The sequence below is a fragment of the uncultured Merdimmobilis sp. genome (assembly GCF_902471145.1).
GTDB lineage: Bacteria > Bacillota > Clostridia > Oscillospirales > Ruminococcaceae > Merdimmobilis > Merdimmobilis hominis.
This window is the reverse complement of the sequence record NZ_CABRJC010000012.1, coordinates 38,704-52,180: the sequence shown is the minus strand read 5'-3', so window position 1 is coordinate 52,180 and position 13,477 is coordinate 38,704. Positions and strand designations below refer to the sequence as shown.

Genomic DNA, 13,477 nt, shown 5'->3' with positions numbered 1-13,477 from the left:
TGATCCCTCCCTTTTGCTGGTAAACTTTCAACAAGTTGTTGACTTGTTGTGGAAAACTCAGCTGGCCATCCAAAATCCCAGCAGTGCTAGCACCAAAAAATGAACGGGATACAAAGCGTACACCCCATACTGGGCCGTTTTTGTGGCATGACCCTTCTCCCCGTTGTAGAACAGGGCGACCGCCACCCCCAGGCAAGGGCCCACTGCATATAAAAAGGTCTCCGCCAACGGGGGACCGGTGATGGGCCCCTGGAACAACCAGATCCAATATCCCAGTTGGGCCACAGGGAAGAAGAGCATCCAAATCACTGCCCGTTTTTGCAGTGGAAGCTCCATGGTCAGATAGAAGGCGGGAACCAGCATGGCATACATCCCTCCGCCCTCGGTGCGGAAGAACTCCGCCGCCGCGATGGGCAGAAAAGCGGCAAGAAGGGCCAGAGAGGGGTTCTGTTCCTTCTCCCGCTCATACAGGGCAATGGAGAGGAGACCCAACCCCAAAGTGAACATGAAATTCAAGGGGATGTACAGCTCTTCCCCCAGCCGTGCTTCCCAGGCTTTCAGATAGAGGAAATAGGGGATTTGCGCCAGCGCCCCAAACAAAAAGATTCGCTGGGCATAACGCTTTATGCTGCGGGTGTGGCGGTACCCGTTGGCGATGCAGAAAAGGAAGATGGGAGCGGCGATCCGCCCTAAATATGGCAGTGCTAAAATGAGGAAACCAGCAAACCAGGAGAGGGCATCCCCCACCGGGCCGGGAAAGCTTTCGGCCGCCCAGCGGCCAAACGCCTCCAGCGGCTGGTCAAACAGTTCCAGGTGGAAGAGGTGGTACACATGGTCGAACAGCATGGATAGGACAGCGACGGTTTTTAAGGCGAAAAAGCTCATAGGGCACCTCCTTGCCGCACTGTTTTCATACTACCTGCTCCCGGCGGGGAAGTCAAGGCGGCGCGCCTAGGGGACGACGGAAAACGGGGCCGTCCTACAAAACGGCCCCCGCGATGGCATCTTTATATTGTTTCGTCCCGGTACAGGGATTTTCCAAAGGCATAGGCTTTCTCTAGATGGCTGGTATGGCCGATCTGTGGCTGCCCATTGGTGCTGCCACACCCTCCGGCTAAAACCATCCCCTTGTCGTGAAACCCGATGTAGTTGACCAGGGCAAAGCGGTAGTAGGACACCGTCTGCTCAAAGGTCCAAAAATAATTGTCCGCTGCAGTCATCAGCAGGGCGCAGTCTTTGGCCGGGTACTTCTCGTAACGGCCGAGGGGTGGGTTGGGATCCTTCTGGGCGATGGCGTAGAACCGCTCAATCAGTGCCTTCAACCGGGAGGATATGGTCCAAAAATACAGCGGCGAGGCAAATGCGATCAGATCGGCGGCCAGGATTTTATCGGCAACCCCCTGGAACCCATCCTTCTGGACGCAGGGCTTTCCATAGCGGCAGGCGTTGCAGCCCAGGCAGCCTTTGACCTCAGTTTGGAGCAGGGAGACCTTCTCCACCTGGTGCCCAGCCTCCTGTGCTCCGCGGATAAACGCGTCCACCAATTGGGCAGTGTTCCCCCGGGGCCGTCCACCGCCCACAATAACCAGTATCTTCTTCATATCCCTCTTCCTTTCTCGTTGTGAATTTCAGTGCTTTCTGTTATTCTATATTTGCAATGGATAAGAAGCAAGTACGCACTTTTTTGACAAATACTATCGAAAAGGAAAGTGTCCTATATGAGTATGGAACCCTATGAAAAACGAATCCAGTCTTTGACCGACACCCCTTTTGGCTATACCCTGTCGATGATCGGTGGGAAATGGCGGCTGGTCATTCTCTACTGGCTGGTGGAATACGAAGCAATCCGTTTCAATGAATTGCAGCGGAAAATTGGCACCATCACCTACAAAACCCTGAGCGCGCAACTCAAAGAGATGGAAGCGGACGGCCTCGTTCTGCGCAAAGAGTACCCCCAAATCCCGCCGAAAGTGGAATACAGCCTTTCAGACAAGGGCCGTTCCCTTCTCCCCATTATGGAGGCCATGTGCCAGTGGGGGCTCGACCACAGCGGAAGATCCTATTAGCACACAAAACCACTGGGGTGCCCGGTTTCTTCTGCGGCCTTATTTTTCCCTGTCGCCCGGTTCCCCTAAGGGAACTGCGAATCCCCGCGAATTTTAAGGTTCCCTTTGAAAAAAGTTACAGTTTATCCATATTCCGGCTGGGGAGTTGGCTATAATAAAAGAAAGGAGAAGGCTTTCGCCCCTTAGGGGTCTTTCCCCGGGACACGCTATTCTCCGATCCGATACCTCGCACACACCCAACAAAGGAGCAAATTGAATGAACATCGTTGTTTCCATCAATGCAAACTACCTCCGGCCTCTGTGTGTCATGCTGCGGTCCCTCCTGGATTCCAACCCAGGGGAGAAGGTCTGCCTGTACATTCTCCACTCCTCCCTCACCGGGGAGAATCTCCAGTACATCCGCACCCTGGTGCCGGATGAACGCTGCCAAGTGACCGGCGTGGCCATCCCGGAGGATTTTTTAGCGGATGCCCCAGTGCTGTTCCATTTCCCTAAGGAGATGTACTACCGCATCTTCTCTGCCCGGCTGTTGCCCCAATCCCTGGACAGGGCCCTCTATCTGGACCCGGATATGATTGTCAACCTCCCTTTGGCGCCCCTGTACAACATGGAGATGGGGGATCACTACTTTGCAGCAGCCAGTTCCATCAACCCGCTGACCCAAGTGGAGTTTAAACACCGGCTGGACATGCCGGATGACAGCGAATACTTCAACTCTGGGGTGCTGTTGATGAACCTCAAAGAGCTGCGGGCTACCCAGGATCTGGAAGCCCCCCTGCGGTACATCGAGGAAAACCGGGAAAAGCTGATCCTGCCCGACCAAGATGTGCTCAACGCCCTGTACCACGACCGCACCATCCTTCTGGACCCCATGGTCTACAATTTTGATGCGCGGTATTATGGTGCCACCCGGGTGGGTTCCCTGGGTAAAATCAACCTGGGTTGGATGCGCAAAAATACCGCTATCATCCACTATTGCGGGGCCAATAAACCCTGGAATCCCTTGTATCTGGGGGAAGTGGGGATTTTTTATAAGGAAGTGGCCCAGAAAATGGGCTTGGAGGAATAGGGCCATCCCACAAAGCCGCCGCGGCCGCCGGCGGCTTTGTCCATTTTTTAAAAATTGGGGGCAAACTGTATCCCAAAGGGGAAGTTTCTGTGAATTTTTACCCCTCCACATTGACATTGAGGCAAAATATTATAGAATATAACTATTCTATTTTATAAGGAGTTTGCCATGGATGTTTTGCAGTTTAAAACAGCAATCTGGAACCTGCAGCGATCCATCGCCGAAAATGCCAACGCGCTGTTTTCCTCGGTGGCGGCGCAGAACGGTCTGACCCCCCAGCAAGCGGCCCTTCTTCTGGAGCTTGCACAAAAAGGCCCCTGCCGCATGGGGGACTTAGCCCGCACCTTGTGCCTGACCAAGACCAACGCCACCCCACTATGTAAGCATTTAGAAGAGGCTGGATACCTCACCCGCCGCCGGGGCGAAACCGACGAGCGGGTGGTCTGGGTCACCTTATCCCCCCAGGGGAAGAAGGCAGCCACCCAGCTGGAAACCGCCTTTGAACAGCAGATTCAGCCACTTTTCCAGCCGGAGGACACCCAGGAACTGGAGTTGGTCGTAGACGGCATGCGGCGGCTGGATAGCCTGCTCAAGCGGATGCGCTCCGTCCTGGAGCACATCACCCAAGAAGGAGAATGATCCGATGAAAGAACAAAAATCCCCCAAGAAACCCCTGTTGTTTTATTACGCCATCGTCATGCTGGCGGTCATCCTGTTCAATTCCATGGTGATGCCCTACTTTGTCCGCCGCCAGGTCACCGATGTGGATTACAGCACCTTCCTCTCCCAGGTGGAGGAGGGCAAGGTGGAGTCGGTGACCATCGAGGACGGGGAAATCCTCTTCAAAGGAAAAGATGAAAACGGCGAAGCCCGCTGGTACATCACCGGCGAGATGAACGACCCCAACCTAGTGGAGCGTTTGAAGGATAAAGTCCCCTCCTTCAACGCACCGGCACCCCAAAAAAGCTCCCCCATCATCACCTTACTTCTCTCCTACCTGCTGCCCATCCTCCTATTTATGGGCTTGGGGCAGCTTTTGATGAAGAGCATGGAAAAGCGGATGGGCGGCAATGCCATGACCTTCGGCAAAAGCAACGCAAAAATCTACGTCTCCGCCCAGACTGGCAAGACCTTTGCCGACGTGGCCGGCCAGGATGAGGCCAAAGAATCCCTACAGGAGATTGTGGACTTCCTCCACGACCCTGCCAAATACACCGCCATCGGCGCCACCATGCCGAAAGGGGCCCTGTTGGTAGGCCCTCCCGGCACCGGCAAGACCCTGTTGGCCCAAGCGGTGGCTGGGGAAGCCCAGGTTCCCTTCTTTTCCATCTCCGGCTCGGAATTTGTGGAGATGTTTGTGGGTATGGGCGCAGCCAAAGTCCGGGACTTGTTTAAACAGGCCCAGGAAAAAGCCCCCTGCATCGTGTTCATCGACGAGATCGACACCATCGGCAAAAAGCGGGACAACGGCGGCATCGGCGGCAACGACGAGCGGGAGCAGACCCTCAACCAGCTGCTGACCGAGATGGACGGCTTCGACGGCAAAAAGGGAGTTGTCATCCTGGCGGCCACCAACCGGCCGGACACCTTGGACAAAGCCCTCCTCCGGCCGGGGCGCTTTGACCGCCGCATCCCGGTGGAGCTGCCTGACCTGGCCGGCCGGGAGGCCATCCTCAAGGTCCACTCCAAAAAAATCCTCACCGAACCGGACATCGACTACCGGGCCATCGCCTTGGCAACCAGCGGCGCATCCGGCGCAGAACTGGCCAATATCATCAACGAAGGCGCCCTCCGGGCGGTGCGCAGCGGCCGGACGTTGGTCAGCCAAAGCGATTTGGAGGAATCGGTGGAGGTGGTCATCGCCGGATACCAGCGCAAAAACGCGGTCATCTCCCCCAAGGAGCGGGAGATTGTCGCTTACCACGAAATCGGCCACGCCCTGGTGGCGGCCAAACAGTCGGATAGCGCCCCTGTCCACAAAATCACCATCATCCCCCGCACCTCCGGCGCGCTGGGCTACACCATGCAGGTGGACGAAGGGGAAAAATTCCTCATGTCCCGGGAGGAAGCCTACTCCAAACTGGCCACCCTCACCGGCGGCCGCGCGGCTGAGGAGTTGATCTTCGGCACCATGACCTCCGGCGCCTCCAACGACATTGAACAGGCCACCCGCCTTGCCCGGTCGATGGTAACCCGCCTGGGTATGACCGACGCCTTTGACATGATGGCCCTAGAGACCTTGAACAACCAGTATCTGGGCGGAGACGCCTCTTTGACCTGCTCCCCCCAGACCGCCGCCAAGATTGACGACCAGGTGCTGGCCCTGATCAAAAACGCCCACGCCCGGGCAGTGGAGATCCTCAAGGAGAACCAGGAGAAACTCCATGAGCTGGCCAGCTACCTGCTGGAGAAGGAGACCATCACCGGCGAGGAATTCATGGAGATCCTAAACCGTTAAACCATTTGGAGGAGACGATTGCATGAACCGATTTTTCCCCGGGGGCTGGAACGGGCGCTACGGGCTGGACCAGTTGTCCATCGCTATGGCGGCCCTCTCCTGTTTTCTCTCCCTGTTCCTCCCCCGGTACCACCGCAATGGATTTTTCACCTTGGTCAGCCTTTTCTGTGCTGCCCTGCTCCTCCTGGCGCTGTGGCGGACCCTCTCCCGGGACACCTCCCGCCGCTGGGCGGAAAATGAGAAGTTCCTGCGCTATTGGAACCCCATTCAACAGAAGATCGCCTGTGGGTGGAACCGCCTGCGGGACCGGGACCACCGGTATTTCCGGTGCCCGGGATGCGGCCAAACCCTGCGGGTTCCCAAAGGCCGGGGCACGGTGCGGATCACCTGTCCCCGCTGCCGCCAAGAGATCATCCGGAAAACCTAATCCGTCCTGGGAGGGGCTGTACAGCCCCTCCCAGTTGTTTTTTCTCCGATAACAGGACACTTTACAACACCGCCAATCCGAGGTATACTCATTTTATATAAGCATCTAAACCGAGCATCGCCCACCGGGCTGCCGGCACAGGAAAGAGGGGTTCCCTATGACAGTACAATCCATTCGAATCATCACCTTCAGCCCCACCCACAGCAGTTTAAACGCCGCAAAAGCCGTGGCTTCCGCCTTTGACTGCCCTGTGGAAGTGGAGGACATCACCACCTCCTGGCGGGAGCCTCACAGCTCCCCCTTCTCCCCCGGCGAGCTGCTGATCGCCTCGGTGCCGGTGTACGGGGGCCGGATCCCAGCCTTTGTGGAGCCGTATCTCCGTTCCCTCCAGGGGAATGGTGCAGCCGCCTGCCCTGTGGTGGTTTACGGAAACCGCGCCTATGAGGACGCCCTCTTGGAGCTGGGGGACATCCTGGCGGGAGACGGGTTCCTGCCGGTGGCCGGGGCAGTGTTTGTGGCGGAGCACTCCATGACTGCCAAGGTCGCCACAGGCCGCCCCAGCAAAGAAGAACTGGCCGAGGGAAAAGCCTTCGGGGAACAACTCAAAGCGAAGCTGGCGAAAGACGACCTTTCCCGGCCGGAGATCCCCGGCAACCGCCCCTATAAGGAGCGCAAGCCCAGCGGCGGAGATCCTATGTATCCCGCCACCAAAGAGAACTGCATCGGCTGCGGGATCTGTGCCAAGGGCTGCCCGATGCAGATCATCTCCCGCGAGGATTTTTGTACCATCATAGCCCCGGAGAACTGCATCCGCTGCTGCGCCTGCGTGAAGAATTGCCCAGCGGGCGCTAAGCACTTCGATTCTCCCGCTTTTGCCGCCCTGCAGCAGATGATGGAGGAGAACTTTGTAGGGGAGCACCAGCCGGAATTCTACCTGTAAATCCTCAAGCAAACCGCCTAAAAAAAGAGAGAGGACGACCGTCCTCTCTTTTTCTATCCATCCCCTCTGTTCTGCAAAAGGGGAACCTACAACATAAATAGCTTCCGCAACTGGGTGATGGTGTCGTTGCTGCACAGCACCATCACCTTGTCCCCGCCCAATAGTTGGGTGTTGCCGCGGGGGATGATCAACTCCCCGTCCCGGGTGATGGAGATCATCACCGAGCTGGCAGGCATATTCAGTTCCCCCAGGGTCTTGCCGTGGAGGGGGCTCTCCTTGGGGATTTCCAGCTCACTGATGGAGGCTTTTCCCCGGTTGACCGAGACCAGCTGTTTGATGGCGGAGGCATCCACCTCCCGCTCCAGCAACCGGGCGATGCTGTCGGTGCTGGAGACCGGGATATCCACTCCCAGCCGCTTCATAATCGCTGCATTTTTAGGGTTGTTGACCCGGGCCACCGTCTTTTTAATGCCAAAGTATTGTTTAGCCAGCTGGCAGGCCACCAAATTGTCTTCGTCCCGGCCAGTGACCGCCACCAGCCCTTCTGCGTCGCGGGCGCCAGCGCCTTCCAGCACCTCAATTAAGGTGCCGTCCCCGCAGACCACAGGGTAATCCAGCTCGTTGGCAATTTTGGCGCAGAGGTGTTTGTCTTTCTCCACAATATGGGGCTCATGCCCGTGCTCGGTCAGCGTCTGGGCCAGAAAATAGCCCACTTTTCCACCGCCTACTACAATCACTTTCACCGGGGTCTCCTCCCTTCTCAATCCACAACTTTCGTAAAGACCAACCGGTCTTGGGCGGTCAAGTTCACCGTCTTTTCCCCTGCCAGATCCATGCTGCCATCGGGGTGCAGCACCCCGAACAACACACCTAAGGTATCCTTCACCTCATTGGAGCGCCGGCCCACCCACTCCCGGGGCATGGGCACGGTGGTGAAGGAAAGGGTGGAACTGTCAAAGGTCATCTGCTGAACTTCACCACTGTCGGTGAGGATGGCGTGGATGGCATCCACTGCCAAATTGGTGGGGCAGACGGTGTGCAGGCCGAAGCTGGTGAACACTTGGGTCCTCTGGGGGTCGTAAATGCGGGTCAGCACCCGAGGAACCTTGAAGACCTCCTTGGCGATTTGAGAGACCATGATATTCTGGTTGTCGTCTGAGCTGACCGCTGCCACCGCGTCGCAAACCTCTATGCCTGCACGGCGCAGCACTTCCGTATCAATAGCCAGCCCCGTCACGGTGAGTCCGGAAAAATCGTTGTCCAACAGTTCAAAGTTCTGTTCGTCTTTGTCGATGACCGAGACATCGTGCCCCTCCCGGGAGAGGATGGAAGCCAGATGGGACCCCATGGTCCGGCAGCCAATCACCAGGATATTCATGTTCTAAGTCCTCCTTGTAGGCAGATGGAAAAGCCTCCCCTCTCATTGGGGATGGGGCGGCAGGCGCCAGATTCTTTTCCACAATACAGGGTTATTATATCGAATTTCTTTTGATGTTAAAAGGGATAACGAGAATTCTTTATACAAAAATAATAACCCGGCTGTGCCGGTTGCCGCCAGCTGCCGGCAACCTCCATGGGGATTGCCTCCACAAACCGCAAGGCGGAGGCTGCAAACCTCCGCCTTGCCTATCAAACCTAAAAATGGCCTTCCATGTTATTTTTCTGGAGTTTCCCTTGAAGAGTCAAACGGGCTTGGAGGGGACCCTACAGCAGCACTGGTTTGCAGAGTACCCGGTCGATCTTGGTATCCAAAATGTTAGCGGCGTGGGCAGCCCGCAGCACCAGAGCGGTGTCTGCGCCGCGGCCGGTTCCGCCGATGGCGATGACGGGTTTTTGATAGGGGATCATCCCGCCGTCCAGCGCCATCACCGAACACTCCACCGCCACTTTCGTGCCCTGGCCCAGCATCCGCAGGGAATAGGCCATCACCTCGATGGGGGAAATCCCGCCGAATTTGGCGGACAGCCCCCGCTCCGCCCCGCTGAGGACGTGGGTGGCAGTGTAAACCTGGATGCCCGCGGCCTCCAAGGCGGCTTTGCGCTCGGCGGGCATCTCTTGGACTTCCGGGTCTTTAAATCCAAAACAGTGGCTCACCGCCACAACATGCAGGCCGGAGCGGGCGGCATCCTTGAGCAAGTCGGCGGTGTCACCGGTGTTGGTAGCCACCACAATGGTGTCAATCCCCAGCTCCTTAGCGGCCTGAAGGGCAATATTCACTGTCTCCTCGGTATTCTGTTTGCCGGGCTTTTCAAAATACATGCAAAACTCCTCCTTACATAGGTCTGTTTTTCCCACGGGCTGCTACTGTGGCTCTATCTGGAAAAAGCCGGGCGCCGCTCTGCGGCGGGAAGGGCCTCGCCCTCAAAGAATTGGGAGGAATTCCACCCCCACAGCAATTCTTCACACGCCATAGGCTTTGCCCGTGGCAATGGACAAAGGCTTTTTCAAAAATCATTGCTTCTTGCGATTATTATAGCACAAAGTCTGTACAAATCCTGGAAAAATTTCGGTGGGGCTACTGCCCAGGAGGACACGCCGCCCGGCAGAAGATCCCTCCCCTATGATCCCAGGGCGGCCACAGCCGCGCAAACCCTTCCTTCATTTCTCTCCGGCGCACCCACCCCCGGCGGGAAAAATCCCCTTCTTTCAAAAATTTTTCTGAAATAAGCGGCAAAGAGTTTACCAAAACAACATAAAATGCACACATTTATCCCGTATACTAAGTATAGATCAAAAAGGAAAGGAGGAATGACTATGATGAAAATGTTCTACTGCGGACCGGATAGCGGTGATATCGACGATTTGATTTTCGGGGATGAAGAATACTATCCCAGCGAGAAATAATGAGATAGATTTCACGTCCGCACACGGCGGAAAACGACCGGAGCCCTACCAGGAGGGTTCGCGGTCCTTTTTCATTTTTGGGGAAAACCCTTGCCTCCTTCCTCCATCGTCGGTATACTGGGAATACAATTTTCATCCCCAAGGGGAGAAAGGAGCGTTCCATGGAACTTCGGCCCTACCAGCCCCAGGATTTGGACGCTATCTTGGAGCTGTTTTATGAGACCGTCCACGCGGTCAACCGGCGGGATTATTCCCCCAGCCAGCTGGATGCCTGGGCCCCCAAGCAGCCGGACCGGGACCGCTGGGCCCAATCCCTGGCTGCACACTACACAGTCGTTGCTGTGGCGGGAGGGACGGTCGCCGGATTTGCCGACCTGGCCTCTGACGGGTACTTCGACCGGTTGTTTGTCCACAAGGACTTCCAGCGCCAGGGGATCGCCACCGCTTTGGCCGGTTGGATCGAAGGCAAAGCCCGGGAGCTTTCCCTCCCTTCGGTCTGCACCGAGGCTTCCATCACCGCCCGGCCCTTTTTTGAGAAGCGGGGCTATCGGGTGGTGCAGGAGCAGCGCAAACCCCACAACGGCCAGGTTTTTGTCAACTTTGTCATGGAAAAGCGCCTGGGAGAACCCCCCCATTTGCATTAAAAAACCGGGAACCGGCCAAAAGGCCGGTTCCCGGTTTTTTATCTACGGTCTTTGGGTAGACGCTTACTCCTCAAAGGGCCGCATAAGCTCTTTGGCGTCCTCCCCCCTTTGGGCAGACGCTTGCTCCTCAAAGGGCTGCATAAACTCTTTGGCATCCTCCCCCACCTGGGCTGGCGCGAAAAAGGAGACCGATCCAGAGCCATCGTCCGGCGGATCGATGGGCTCCAATTTGAGGATGGTCTTCTCCTTCTCCGGGTACGGAAAGACATACAGGGTGTATTCCTCGCTTTTGGCGGTCAAAACACAGGAAAGCCCGTATTGGGGCCCCTCCTCCTGGGCAGCTTCCACCCATTGATCGGGCTGGAGCAGGGACTGCAGTTCCTCCTGCTGCTTTGCATCCAGGGAAAAGGGGTAGCGGAAATCCCCCGGCTCAAAATGGCAGCCCACCGTGTCAAAGCCGTCCAGCGAAACGCCGCCCACTTGGGCCGGCGCTTCCGCCTGAGAGGACATGGGCGGGGCCTCTCCCCCCTGCTGGGGAGCGCATCCGGCCAGCAGCACTGCAAGGGCAAACAAGCAGATCCATATTCGTCTCATTTTCCTGCCCCCTTGCCGCTACAGCTCTTTTTTCATCTTGAAATGGGGGATGCCGGAGAGGATCAGCTCTTCGCTGGTCACCTGATACCCCAGGGCGAGGTAGAAGTCCAGCGCCACCTTCCGGGCGTCCAGAACGATGGTGGAGAAGCCCTTCCCCTTCATCAACTCTTCGCCGTAAGCCACCATCTTCCGGCCGACGCCCTGGCGGCGGCAGCTCTCATCCACTGCCACCTGGCGCATCTGGGTGACACCCTCCCCCCGGTCGATGAACAGCAGCGTCCCCACCAGGCGGCCTCCGTCAAAGGCTCCCACATGCCAGTAGGTGTTCTCCTGGGAGAGATCCTGCTTGTACAGGTTGAGGCCCAAGGGCACCCGCAGAATCTCATTGCGCAGGGCCAGCTCGTCTTCATACTCCTTAGTTCCCCATTGGATGTCGCGCACCACAATTTCGCTCATGATTCCATTCCTCCTTGTTTTGTTTGAATTCCGGCTATTTTCTTTCATCCTATCACAATCGGGATAAAAAAGGAACCCTACAGCAGGGATAGGAACCACAGCGTGCAGAAATACCCCAACGCCCCACAAGCGGGGAAGGTGAGCAGCCAGGCAAAGACCATCTGGCCAAACACTCTCCGGTCGGCGGTTTTGCCACCCACTCCCAGCACGGCGGCGGTCTTGGTGTGGGTGGTGGAGACCGGCAGCCCCCACAGGGTGGTCAAAAGCAGGCTGATGGAGCCCGCCAAATCGGAGTAGAGGGCAGATTTGTGATCCAGCCGGACCATTTTCTCCCCCACCTTGCGGATGATGCGTCCCCCGCCGGTGTAGGTTCCCAGGGTCATGACCAATGCAGTGAGGGCCACCACCTGCCAGTTCTCCGCCAACTGCACCTTGCCTCCGGGAAGCCCCCGGGCGATCCGGTCGGCGATGAGGAACACCGCAGCAAATTTCTGCCCGTCCTGGGCTCCGTGGAAAAAGGCTATCAGTGCGGCAGAGCCAACCTCCCCCCGAACATAAAACTGGTCACCCAGCCGCGTCTCCCATGGGCGGAACAGCCGCTGAGCCCCCCAGCCCAGGAGATAGCCCAGCACCAGGGAGAGAACCAGGCCCGCAAGCACCCGCATGAGACCGCCCAGATGGATCCCCGCCCCTTGGTTGAGGGCATAGGCCGCCCCCATGGTTCCGGCGATAAGGGCGTGGCTCTCACTGGTGGGGATGCCGAACCACCAAGCCCCCACCGCAAAGAGCACGATAGCAGTCATCGCCCCCGCCAGTGCGGCCAGGGAGTGGGCCGAATCCACCGCGGCAAAGTTGACTAGGCCGGAAATGGTGTCCGCCACCGCCGGGCAGAGGGCGGTCATGGCCACAACCCCTAGCAGGTTCATGGCGGCCGCCAGGGTCACCGCCCGCTTATAAGGCAGCACACCGGAGGCCACCACACCGGTTATGGCCCCAGGGGCATCGGTCCAACCGTTGACAAAGACCACGGCCAGCACCAGGCACAAGGTCCAAAGCTTTAAAAGAGCCATGTCCGCTCCTCCTCGTTTTCAATCGCGGACAACAAAAAGGCCCGCGTACTGCATCATACGCGGGCCGTCCCATTTTTAGTCTTTGTTTATTCACCCAGCAGTGCCTTGTACAGGTCCCCTTTTTTGAACCCCGTCTCCCGGGAAGCCTCTTTGGCCGCCTGGCTGATGCCGGTTCCCCCGGCGATGAGGCCCCGGGCCAATTCCAAGGCGTCCTCAAAGGAGAGAGGATGTTCCTCCGGCTTAGCCCCCTCGATCACCAGTACAAACTCCCCTTTAGGAGTCACCTGCCGGTAATACTCCGCCGCCTTTGGCAGGGTGGTGCGGATGACCTCCTCGTGGAGCTTGGTCAACTCCCGGCAGATGGAGACCTGTCGGTCCCCGAGCACCTTGCTCATGTCCTCCAAAGTGGAAAGGAGTTTGTGGGGCGCCTCATAAAAAATCAGGGTGTGGAGGTCGTCCTTCACCGACTCCAGATGCTGAAAGCGGCTGGTTTTTTTCACCGACAAAAACCCCTCAAAGGCAAAGCGGCTGGTTTTGAGGCCGGAGACCGCCAAGGCGGTGACGGCGGCGCTGGGGCCGGGCACCGCCTCGATGGGGACCCCATGCTCCCGGCAGATGGCCACCAAATCCTCCCCAGGGTCGGAAATACAGGGCATCCCCGCGTCGGTGACGATGGCGCAGCTCTCCCCGCCCAGCAGCCGGGAGAGGATGATCTCCCCTTTCTCCCGCAGATTGTGTTCATAATAGCTGATCATCGGCTTTTTAATCCCCAGGTGGGAGAGCAGCTTCATGGTCACCCGGGTGTCCTCCGCGGCGATGAAGTCCACCTCGGATAGGACCTGCGCCGCTCTGGGGGAGAGGTCCCCCAGGTTGCCGATGGGGGTGCCCACCACATACAATTTACCCATA

16 protein-coding genes are annotated in these 13,477 nt (G+C 57.6%); 7 read left to right on the top strand and 9 right to left on the bottom strand.

Features of this window, described 5'->3' with window-relative positions; genetic code table 11:
* Nucleotides 1-57: 57 nt before the first annotated feature.
* Both RDQ42_RS07105 and RDQ42_RS07100 read right to left on the bottom strand, forming a co-directional pair.
* A complete protein-coding gene (locus tag RDQ42_RS07105; protein WP_231358781.1) occupies nucleotides 58-885 on the bottom strand; it encodes a TraX family protein in 828 nt (275 codons plus the stop codon).
* 122 nt (nucleotides 886-1,007) lie between these two features.
* The gene (locus RDQ42_RS07100; RefSeq protein ID WP_054332232.1) at nucleotides 1,008-1,601 is read right to left on the bottom strand and encodes a flavodoxin family protein; all 594 of its coding nucleotides are present in this window, start codon (nucleotides 1,599-1,601) and stop codon (nucleotides 1,008-1,010) included.
* A gap of 117 nt (nucleotides 1,602-1,718) precedes the next feature.
* Between RDQ42_RS07100 and RDQ42_RS07095 the strand changes: the two genes are divergently transcribed.
* From RDQ42_RS07095 to RDQ42_RS07070, 6 genes are all read left to right on the top strand, one after another.
* Entirely contained in the window at nucleotides 1,719-2,066 is a 348-nt protein-coding gene (locus RDQ42_RS07095) for a helix-turn-helix domain-containing protein (RefSeq protein WP_054332233.1), read from the top strand.
* Between the two features lie 256 nt (nucleotides 2,067-2,322).
* Nucleotides 2,323-3,135: a glycosyltransferase family 8 protein gene (locus RDQ42_RS07090; protein WP_054332234.1), complete on the top strand. Its 813-nt coding sequence runs from the start codon at nucleotides 2,323-2,325 to the stop codon at nucleotides 3,133-3,135.
* A gap of 168 nt (nucleotides 3,136-3,303) precedes the next feature.
* Nucleotides 3,304-3,774 carry a MarR family winged helix-turn-helix transcriptional regulator gene (locus tag RDQ42_RS07085; protein ID WP_054332235.1) on the top strand — a complete coding sequence of 157 codons (471 nt, stop codon included), beginning with the start codon at nucleotides 3,304-3,306 and terminating at the stop codon, nucleotides 3,772-3,774.
* A gap of 4 nt (nucleotides 3,775-3,778) precedes the next feature.
* On the top strand, nucleotides 3,779-5,593 hold the full coding sequence (gene ftsH, locus RDQ42_RS07080) for an ATP-dependent zinc metalloprotease FtsH (protein ID WP_071427471.1): 1,815 nt from the start codon (nucleotides 3,779-3,781) through the stop codon (nucleotides 5,591-5,593).
* A 22-nt stretch (nucleotides 5,594-5,615) separates the two neighbouring features.
* Nucleotides 5,616-6,020, top strand: coding sequence for a hypothetical protein (locus RDQ42_RS07075; RefSeq protein ID WP_231358783.1), 405 nt, complete (start codon nucleotides 5,616-5,618; stop codon nucleotides 6,018-6,020).
* A 157-nt stretch (nucleotides 6,021-6,177) separates the two neighbouring features.
* Nucleotides 6,178-6,960 (top strand): 4Fe-4S dicluster domain-containing protein, encoded by a 783-nt coding sequence (locus RDQ42_RS07070; RefSeq protein ID WP_231358784.1) that lies wholly within the window; start codon nucleotides 6,178-6,180, stop codon nucleotides 6,958-6,960.
* An 86-nt stretch (nucleotides 6,961-7,046) separates the two neighbouring features.
* Here the strand turns inward: RDQ42_RS07070 and RDQ42_RS07065 are convergent, their stop codons facing one another.
* The 3 genes from RDQ42_RS07065 to RDQ42_RS07055 form a co-directional block, all read right to left on the bottom strand.
* Complete coding sequence (locus tag RDQ42_RS07065) at nucleotides 7,047-7,703, bottom strand: TrkA family potassium uptake protein (protein WP_054332238.1); 657 nt, start codon at nucleotides 7,701-7,703, stop codon at nucleotides 7,047-7,049.
* A 17-nt stretch (nucleotides 7,704-7,720) separates the two neighbouring features.
* Nucleotides 7,721-8,338 (bottom strand): TrkA family potassium uptake protein, encoded by a 618-nt coding sequence (locus RDQ42_RS07060; RefSeq protein ID WP_071427472.1) that lies wholly within the window; start codon nucleotides 8,336-8,338, stop codon nucleotides 7,721-7,723.
* A gap of 326 nt (nucleotides 8,339-8,664) precedes the next feature.
* Nucleotides 8,665-9,219 (bottom strand): pyruvate kinase alpha/beta domain-containing protein, encoded by a 555-nt coding sequence (locus tag RDQ42_RS07055; RefSeq protein ID WP_054332240.1) that lies wholly within the window; start codon nucleotides 9,217-9,219, stop codon nucleotides 8,665-8,667.
* Between the two features lie 746 nt (nucleotides 9,220-9,965).
* On the opposite strand from RDQ42_RS07055, the gene RDQ42_RS07050 reads away from it, so the two are divergent.
* On the top strand, nucleotides 9,966-10,448 hold the full coding sequence (locus tag RDQ42_RS07050; protein ID WP_054332282.1) for a GNAT family N-acetyltransferase: 483 nt from the start codon (nucleotides 9,966-9,968) through the stop codon (nucleotides 10,446-10,448).
* A gap of 63 nt (nucleotides 10,449-10,511) precedes the next feature.
* Here RDQ42_RS07050 and RDQ42_RS07045 read toward each other — a convergent pair whose 3' ends face one another.
* The 4 genes from RDQ42_RS07045 to rsmI form a co-directional block, all read right to left on the bottom strand.
* A complete protein-coding gene (locus tag RDQ42_RS07045) occupies nucleotides 10,512-11,042 on the bottom strand; it encodes a hypothetical protein (protein ID WP_143117171.1) in 531 nt (176 codons plus the stop codon).
* A gap of 18 nt (nucleotides 11,043-11,060) precedes the next feature.
* Nucleotides 11,061-11,498 (bottom strand): GNAT family N-acetyltransferase, encoded by a 438-nt coding sequence (locus tag RDQ42_RS07040; protein WP_054332242.1) that lies wholly within the window; start codon nucleotides 11,496-11,498, stop codon nucleotides 11,061-11,063.
* A gap of 77 nt (nucleotides 11,499-11,575) precedes the next feature.
* Nucleotides 11,576-12,568, bottom strand: a complete 993-nt coding sequence (locus RDQ42_RS07035) for an inorganic phosphate transporter (RefSeq protein WP_231358785.1) — start codon at nucleotides 12,566-12,568, stop codon at nucleotides 11,576-11,578.
* Nucleotides 12,569-12,654: 86 nt separating this feature from the next.
* Nucleotides 12,655-13,476: a 16S rRNA (cytidine(1402)-2'-O)-methyltransferase gene (gene rsmI / locus RDQ42_RS07030; protein ID WP_231358786.1), complete on the bottom strand. Its 822-nt coding sequence runs from the start codon at nucleotides 13,474-13,476 to the stop codon at nucleotides 12,655-12,657.
* Between the last annotated feature and the right edge of the window lies 1 nt (nucleotide 13,477).

What these genes read in the sequence shown, in the direction of transcription:
- RDQ42_RS07100 (WP_054332232.1), bottom strand. Translation starts at nt 1,601, where the DNA reads ATGAAGAAGATACTGGTTATTGTGGGCGGTGGACGGCCCCGGGGGAAC.
- rsmI (WP_231358786.1), bottom strand. Translation starts at nt 13,476, where the DNA reads ATGGGTAAATTGTATGTGGTGGGCACCCCCATCGGCAACCTGGGGGAC.
- ftsH (WP_071427471.1), top strand. Translation starts at nt 3,779, where the DNA reads ATGAAAGAACAAAAATCCCCCAAGAAACCCCTGTTGTTTTATTACGCC.
- RDQ42_RS07050 (WP_054332282.1), top strand. Translation starts at nt 9,966, where the DNA reads ATGGAACTTCGGCCCTACCAGCCCCAGGATTTGGACGCTATCTTGGAG.
- RDQ42_RS07045 (WP_143117171.1), bottom strand. Translation starts at nt 11,042, where the DNA reads ATGAGACGAATATGGATCTGCTTGTTTGCCCTTGCAGTGCTGCTGGCC.
- RDQ42_RS07095 (WP_054332233.1), top strand. Translation starts at nt 1,719, where the DNA reads ATGAGTATGGAACCCTATGAAAAACGAATCCAGTCTTTGACCGACACC.
- RDQ42_RS07040 (WP_054332242.1), bottom strand. Translation starts at nt 11,498, where the DNA reads ATGAGCGAAATTGTGGTGCGCGACATCCAATGGGGAACTAAGGAGTAT.
- RDQ42_RS07060 (WP_071427472.1), bottom strand. Translation starts at nt 8,338, where the DNA reads ATGAATATCCTGGTGATTGGCTGCCGGACCATGGGGTCCCATCTGGCT.
- RDQ42_RS07075 (WP_231358783.1), top strand. Translation starts at nt 5,616, where the DNA reads ATGAACCGATTTTTCCCCGGGGGCTGGAACGGGCGCTACGGGCTGGAC.
- RDQ42_RS07085 (WP_054332235.1), top strand. Translation starts at nt 3,304, where the DNA reads ATGGATGTTTTGCAGTTTAAAACAGCAATCTGGAACCTGCAGCGATCC.
- RDQ42_RS07090 (WP_054332234.1), top strand. Translation starts at nt 2,323, where the DNA reads ATGAACATCGTTGTTTCCATCAATGCAAACTACCTCCGGCCTCTGTGT.
- RDQ42_RS07070 (WP_231358784.1), top strand. Translation starts at nt 6,178, where the DNA reads ATGACAGTACAATCCATTCGAATCATCACCTTCAGCCCCACCCACAGC.
- RDQ42_RS07035 (WP_231358785.1), bottom strand. Translation starts at nt 12,568, where the DNA reads ATGGCTCTTTTAAAGCTTTGGACCTTGTGCCTGGTGCTGGCCGTGGTC.
- RDQ42_RS07055 (WP_054332240.1), bottom strand. Translation starts at nt 9,219, where the DNA reads ATGTATTTTGAAAAGCCCGGCAAACAGAATACCGAGGAGACAGTGAAT.
- RDQ42_RS07105 (WP_231358781.1), bottom strand. Translation starts at nt 885, where the DNA reads ATGAGCTTTTTCGCCTTAAAAACCGTCGCTGTCCTATCCATGCTGTTC.